This is a genomic window from Phenylobacterium sp. RIFCSPHIGHO2_01_FULL_69_31 (genome assembly GCF_001824475.1).
Taxonomy (GTDB): Bacteria; Pseudomonadota; Alphaproteobacteria; order Caulobacterales; family Caulobacteraceae; genus Phenylobacterium.
In genome coordinates this window covers 1-6,517 of record NZ_MHXN01000044.1, presented here as the reverse complement: position 1 = coordinate 6,517, position 6,517 = coordinate 1, and the positions used below count along the sequence as shown (strand labels likewise).

Annotated in this window: 9 protein-coding genes; 7 read left to right on the top strand and 2 right to left on the bottom strand. The window is 68.4% G+C overall.

Annotated features, from left to right (window positions below):
* Positions 1–355 precede the first annotated feature (355 nt).
* A complete protein-coding gene (locus tag A2790_RS22180) occupies positions 356–808 on the bottom strand; it encodes a host attachment protein (protein ID WP_293396573.1) in 453 nt (150 codons plus the stop codon).
* A gap of 67 nt (positions 809–875) precedes the next feature.
* Positions 876–1,223 carry an RcnB family protein gene (locus tag A2790_RS22175; protein WP_293396571.1) on the bottom strand — a complete coding sequence of 116 codons (348 nt, stop codon included), beginning with the start codon at positions 1,221–1,223 and terminating at the stop codon, positions 876–878.
* A gap of 195 nt (positions 1,224–1,418) precedes the next feature.
* Between A2790_RS22175 and A2790_RS22170 the strand changes: the two genes are divergently transcribed.
* The 7 genes from A2790_RS22170 to A2790_RS22140 all read left to right on the top strand — a co-directional run.
* The gene (locus tag A2790_RS22170; RefSeq protein WP_293396569.1) at positions 1,419–2,030 is read left to right on the top strand and encodes a hypothetical protein; all 612 of its coding nucleotides are present in this window, start codon (positions 1,419–1,421) and stop codon (positions 2,028–2,030) included.
* A gap of 89 nt (positions 2,031–2,119) precedes the next feature.
* Entirely contained in the window at positions 2,120–2,506 is a 387-nt protein-coding gene (locus A2790_RS22165) for a DUF6491 family protein (protein ID WP_293396567.1), read from the top strand.
* Positions 2,507–2,546: 40 nt separating this feature from the next.
* Complete coding sequence (gene ftsH / locus A2790_RS22160; RefSeq protein WP_293396565.1) at positions 2,547–4,379, top strand: ATP-dependent zinc metalloprotease FtsH; 1,833 nt, start codon at positions 2,547–2,549, stop codon at positions 4,377–4,379.
* An 81-nt stretch (positions 4,380–4,460) separates the two neighbouring features.
* Positions 4,461–4,949 carry an SRPBCC family protein gene (locus A2790_RS22155; RefSeq protein ID WP_293396563.1) on the top strand — a complete coding sequence of 163 codons (489 nt, stop codon included), beginning with the start codon at positions 4,461–4,463 and terminating at the stop codon, positions 4,947–4,949.
* 109 nt (positions 4,950–5,058) lie between these two features.
* Positions 5,059–5,280 carry a helix-turn-helix transcriptional regulator gene (locus A2790_RS22150; RefSeq protein WP_293396561.1) on the top strand — a complete coding sequence of 74 codons (222 nt, stop codon included), beginning with the start codon at positions 5,059–5,061 and terminating at the stop codon, positions 5,278–5,280.
* A gap of 206 nt (positions 5,281–5,486) precedes the next feature.
* Complete coding sequence (locus tag A2790_RS22145; protein WP_293396559.1) at positions 5,487–5,963, top strand: Hsp20 family protein; 477 nt, start codon at positions 5,487–5,489, stop codon at positions 5,961–5,963.
* A gap of 73 nt (positions 5,964–6,036) precedes the next feature.
* Positions 6,037–6,517, top strand: a 481-nt coding sequence (locus A2790_RS22140) for an Hsp20/alpha crystallin family protein (RefSeq protein ID WP_293396557.1), incomplete at its 3' end; no start/stop codon positions are given.

The window sequence follows — 6,517 nt, the reverse complement described above, 5'->3', positions numbered from 1 at the left end:
GGTTCAGGGCTCTCATCTCCAGTCCTCCTCGAAGCAACGTGGATATGACGCCGACTTGGCGACGGGCCGCGACCCAGCAGAGGCGCCGCGGCCTTGAGCTGGATTTAGGTCGAGGCGAGGCCCGCACAATCCCAATTCTGGAAAAGACAGGCGGGGGGAGGAGAGGCGGCAAGTCCCGGCGCAGGCGCTTTGCTGCGCAGCCTGCGCCGGCTTGCTCAAGAAGGATGCTCTGCCTTGGGAGGCGCGCGTTGAACGACTCTGTTCCGAGGCGGGTTCCGAGACCGCGCGAGCGTCGGAACATGGGCGCCGAGGCCGCCGTTCAAGCGCCGCCTCATCACCACAGACAGCCGCTCGGTCAGCGCTCCGGGATACGAAGATCGCGCAGGATCAGCCGCACGTCCTCAGTGCTCGCTTTGATGCGCTCGTGGTCGTCCGTGACCTCGACACGCCGCGCGACGGCGGGCTTGAGCGCTTGGCGAAGCACGCCCAAGGCGCGGGGCGGCGCCATCAGCACGAGCTTTTCGAACTCGCCGGCCGCGGCGCTGCGGTTGAGCCGTTCGGCCACGCCTTCTAGGAAGCGCTTCTCGGCCGCCTCGGCCGGCGGCGCCTCCAGGACATTGTCGCGGCCGTAGCTCATGCGATTGTTCACCGTCCCGCCATGCGTGCGCGCCCAGTGCCGGTCGTGCTCGTCGGCCTTGAGCGACCAGCTGGCAAGCTCGGCCAGGGGGCCATGGCGCCGGCGCTCGGCGAGGCCGCGGACCTGAACACCGTCGGCCAGGATGACGAGGGTCTCAATTCTTTCGGTCATCGCATCACTCCACTCAACAAAGCACGACAGGCGCCGAAGGCGCTCGCCTGCGGCGCCTCAGAGGCGGCTAGCGGGCGTAGACGTCCCGGATCACCTCGGTGATCAGGCCGCTGGCGATCGCCGCCAGCACGACGTCGTCGCCGACCCGAACCCAGTGGTGGCCCCGCGGCGGCTTGCGCAGATGCCGCGCGCGCCAGTCCACGATCACATAGGGTGGGCCGTAGTAGGCCGGCGGCAGTCGCTCGCCGACGATCCAGCGCCGCTCGATCCAGCCGGGCGGCGGGACATAGACTTCGCGGTAAACCGGCCAGTGCCGGCCGTGATAGACCCAGTAGCCCTCCCGGTGCGGGTGCGCCGACGCCACGGAGGCGCCGAACGCCAGCACCGCGGCCAGGGCCGCAGCCAGACGCTTCATCGTCTCACCTCTCGAGATGTTTTTCGGCCGCCGCAAAAGCGCGGCTGAAGGACGAGGTATCGCGCGCCGGCCGGCCTTCAAGACGGGCCGTGTTGCACCGCGTTTGCCGCGCCCTAGCTGATGGCTGTCAAGGGCGCTGCAAGGCGCCGTATCGCGGGCCCCTGCGCGGCTCGCGCTATCTCAAGGAGGATCGAGATGACCGGCCTCATCGGCGCCAGCGATGCCGAAACCGTTCGCATCTGGCGCTGGGTGTTCCCGAACGCCGCCAACCGCTCGGCGGCGGCGCGGAATGTCATCGGAACAGACTCTCGGCTGCAGCTCTTCGACGACCTCGATGCGCCCGCCTTGCTGGCGATCGCCTGGGAGCCTTGTCCCGAAGCGCCGCATGTCCACAACGCCGAGCTCGCCTGGTCCACCGATGCGCAACGGATCGCCTCGTGGCGGGCGGAGCGGAGCGAAGCGCCCGGCTGCCTGGTGGTCGTTCGCCAGCCGCTGAAGGCCCCGGATCCCGCCGCCCAGCGGGACTGGGTGTCCACGGTGCTGCGGGCCCTCGACGGCGATGCGACGCCGCCGGAAGGTCTGCTGACGGCCAACTTCTTCGCCGGCCGCGACGGCGCGTCCGTCTACAATCTTGCCGAATGGACGAGCGCGGAGGCGCACCGGACGGCGTTGACCATCGGCCGCCATGGTCCCCACGGCAGCATCGGATCCTCAGACCTCTGGCGCGCCGCCCGCGAGCATCCCGCGATCACCGCCGAGCACGAGGTCCGGCGATATGCCCGCCACGGCGCTCTGGTTTCCGCCTGAGCGGGCCGGCCGCCGCGCCGTCTTCCGCGCCGGGCGCCCCGCTCTATATCGCCCGCGTCGGGGGATCCTTTGGAAGGAGGATCTTTGAAATGAGGACAAGGGTCTTGGCCGCCGCGACGGCCCTGTTGATCGGGGTCGGCGCCGCGCCGGCCGTCTCAGCCGACAAGCCGAGTCAGCCGCGGCAATGCTTCTGGAACCATCAGGTGAACAGCTTCGCCGCGCAGGGCGACCGCACGGTGAACCTGCGAGTGGGCGTCAAGGACTACTATCAGCTGGAGCTCTTCGGGCCTTGTCCCGACGTGGACTGGACGCAGAAGATCGCCCTGATATCCCGCGGCGGCTCCACCATCTGCTCGGGCTTGGACGCTGAGATCGTGACGCCCTCCGCCATCGGTCCGCAGAAATGCATGGTCCGCAACGTGCGCAAACTGAGCCCCACGGAGGTGGCCGCGCTCCCCAAGGGCGCGAAGCCCTGAGGCGCGCCTTGGGGCCCGCTCCTGATCGCGCGAGGCGTCCATGAACAAGCAGACCCGCTTCCACGTCATCTACTGGATCATCGCCTTCTTCGGCGTGATCGCGATCCAGCACTACATCGCGGCCGCAACCCAGGTCGCGCAAATCCCCTACAGCCAGTTCCAGCAGCTGCTGCGGGACGGCAAGGTGGCCGAGGTCGGGGTCTCCGACCGCTTCGTGCAGGGTCGCCTGAAAGAGCCCCTCGAAGGCAAGAAGGCCTTCGTCACCACACGGGTCGAGCCGGAGCTCGCGCGCGAACTCCAGCAGCACGGCGTCACCTATACCGGCCAGATCGAAAACACCTTCCTCCGGGACCTGCTCTCCTGGGTGATCCCGGTGCTGCTCTTCTTCGGCCTGTGGATGTACCTGGGGCAGAAGGCGGCCGGCGCGGGCGGCCTCATGCAGGTGGGCCGCAGCCGGGCGAAGATTTATGTCGAGGCCAACACCGGCGTCACCTTCGCCGACGTCGCTGGGGTCGACGAAGCCAAGGACGAGCTGCGCGAGATCATCGACTTCCTGAAGAATCCTCAGGAGTATGGCCGCCTGGGCGGCCGCATGCCCAAGGGCGTGCTGCTGGTGGGGCCGCCCGGCACCGGCAAGACGCTGCTGGCCAAGGCCGTCGCCGGCGAGGCCAAGGTTCCCTTCTTCTCCATCTCCGGCTCGGAGTTCGTGGAGATGTTCGTGGGCGTGGGCGCCGCGCGGGTCCGCGACCTCTTCGAGCAGGCGCGCCAGAAGGCGCCCGCCATCATCTTCATCGACGAGCTGGACGCGCTCGGCCGGGCGCGCGGCCTCTACGCCTACGGCGGCCACGACGAAAAGGAGCAGACGCTCAATCAGCTGCTGGTCGAGATGGACGGCTTCGACTCCAGCACCGGCCTGGTGCTGCTCGCCGCCACCAACCGGCCCGAGATCCTCGATCCGGCGCTTCTGCGCGCCGGCCGGTTCGATCGCCAGGTCCTGGTGGACCGGCCCGACAAGAAGGGCCGGGTGGAGGTCCTGAAGGTGCATACCCGCAAGGTGAAGCTCGCGCCGGAAGTGGACCTCGAAAAGGTGGCGGCCCTCACCCCAGGCTTCACGGGGGCCGACCTCGCCAACCTGGTCAATGAGGCGGCCCTGCTGGCCACCCGCCGCCGCGCGGCCGCGATCACCATGACCGACTTCAATGAGGCGGTGGAGCGGATCATCGCCGGCCTGGAGAAGCGCAACCGCATCCTCAATCCGAAGGAACGGGAGGTGGTGGCCCATCATGAGATGGGTCACGCCCTCGTCGGCCTCGCGCTGCCTGGCGTCGAGCAGGTGCATAAGGTCTCGATCATTCCGCGCGGGGTGGGGGCGCTCGGATACACCATCCAGCGCCCGACCGAGGACCGGTTCCTGATGACCCGCGAGGAGCTCGAGAACAAGATGTGCGCCCTGCTCGGCGGCCGCGCCGCGGAGTGGATCATCTACGGCCATCTCTCGACCGGAGCGGCCGACGACCTGCGCAAGGTCACCGACATCGCCCGCAGCATGGTCACGCGCTACGGCATGTCGAATCGGCTGGGCCCGGTCTCCTACGACCGGGAGCCGCGCTCGTTCCTCGCCACCGGCGACGCGCCGGCGCCCTTCCTGCGGGACAAGGACTTCGGCGAGGCGACCTCCGACGCGATCGACGAGGAGGTGCGCGCCCTCGTCGAGGCGGCGTTCGCGCGCACGGTGGAGATTCTCGAAAGCCGCCGCGGCGCGCTCGAGCGCGGCGCCCGGCTGCTGCTCGAAAAGGAGACCTTGGATGAAGCCGAGCTTGCGGAGCTCGCCGGCGCGCCGGACGGCGAGGCTCGTAGGTCTTCCGCCGCGTGAGACGGAAACTGGAGGCCCGGCGTCTGCGTTCACTCAGGCCGCAGCGCCGGAGGGGGCGCGGCGGCGCTTCGGAGCATGACCATGACGGACGAACCTGTGAAGGCGGGCGTCACCCTCAGCGCGCCCGCTCAGCATTCCTTTCGAGTGTTCGCCGAGCGGATCGGCGATTGGTGGCCCAGGGCCTACACCTTCTCGCGTGACGACCTCGCCGGCGTCGCCATCGAGCCTCGCGCCGGCGGTCGCTGGTATGAGGTCGACCGGCGCGGCCGTCGCCTTGACTGGGGGGAGGTGCGCGCGTTCGAACCTGACCGGCGCCTGGTGCTGAGCTGGGCGGTTTCGGCCGACCGGGGGCAGGAGCCGCCGGAGCGCGCGAGCGAGGTCGAGGTTCGCTTCCTCCCGCTGGGTCCCAAGCTTACGCGCGTGGAGGTCGAGCATCGCGGCTTCGCTCGTCACGGCGCGGGCGCAGACTTGCTGCGCGGGGGCATGGCTTCGCCCGACGGCTGGCCGTACATCCTGCGCGAATACGGCGAGGCGGCGAGCCCGACTGCTCGGGCGGTGCTGAGCGCCTGATGAGCCGCCGGACGTAACGGGCCGGGTTCCTGAACGAGGTGGGAACCGGGCCTTCACCGTGCAATTAAGTGCGTAGCATCAAAATCCTCGTTCATGTTGGTAGGTCGGCATGGACGTTCGCACAATCGTAGGATCCAACGTCAGGCGTTACCGCGGCGAGGCAGGCCTTTCGCAGGAAGCGCTCGCCGAGCTGATGGGCGTTGACCGGGCCTATGTCAGCGGACTCGAGTTGGGCCGCCGCAACCCGACCATCCTGACCATCTGGCACACCGCCATGGCGTTGAAGATCCGGCCCTCGAAGCTCCTGGAGTTCGAAGGGCCGCTGTTCTGAGGCGCGTTTTTCGCGGTCGTCCGTGGGACCCCCGCGTGCGCTCGCGCGCGGCCGCGCGCCTCTGAAAACATGCAGAAAATTGGTCTTGCAGGGCGTGGCGAGCGCCCTACCTCAAGTCTTGCCGGACGCTGATGAAGGTCCGGCGGCGGGCGCCGGCGGTGTCCGGCGCTCCTCAAACCCATGTTGCTCAACGGAGGACTTGGACCATGAGGATGAACACTATGACGCCGATGTCCGGCTATCGGCCCATGCCGAGCGTCGACAGCGCGCTGAGCCTGATGGACCGTGCGATGAGCGGCTCGGTCCCTGGCCTGAACTGGCCTCCCTACAATGTCGTGCAGGCCGACGGCGATCACTACCGCATCGTTCTGGCGGTGCCGGGCTTCCGCGACGGCGATCTGGAGATCGTCTCCGAACCCAACCGGCTGACCGTCAGCGGCCGGCCGCAGGAGATGCAGGAGGACGGCGAGGTCGTCTATCGCGGCATCGCCCAGCAGCCGTTCCGTCGGACCTTCGAGCTCGCCGACCATGTGCGCGTGCAGAACGCGCGCCTGGAGAACGGCCTGCTGACCCTCGAGCTGGTGCGGGAGATCCCCGAGGCCCTGAAGCCGAAGCGGATCGAGATCACCGGTTCGGGCCAGTCCGCCATCGGCTCCGGCGAGACGGAGCAGAAGACCCACTGAGCGACCGTGATGGCCGGCGGCCGGCGCCGCGCAGGTTCGCGGCGTCAGGCCGCCTCGTAGAGGAGAGCTGACGATGCAACTTCGTGATCTGATCCCTTGGGGACGGCATGAGCATGACCATCGTCCGCACGAGGGCGCGCTCACCACGACCTCTCGTCGCGACGAGGAAACCCATCCGTTCCTCACCCTTCATCGAGAGGTGAACCGCCTCTTCGACGACGTCTTCCGCGACTTCGGGGGCTCCATCCTGGGCCGTTCCGCCAGTTGGCCCAGCGTCGAGGTGGCCGAGGACGCCAAGGCCATCCGCGTTTCGGCCGAGCTGCCGGGCATGGATGAAAACGACGTCGACGTCGTGTTCGAAGACGGCGTCCTGGTCCTGCGGGGCGAGAAGCGCTCCGATGTCGAGGACAAGGATCGGCACTACAGCGAGCACTACTATGGCCGCTTCGAGCGGGTGGTGCCGGTGCCGGTCGCCATCGACGAGGATGCGATCAAGGCCAACTTCAAGAAGGGCGTCCTGACGGTCACCCTTCCGAAGTCCAAGGCCCAGCAGG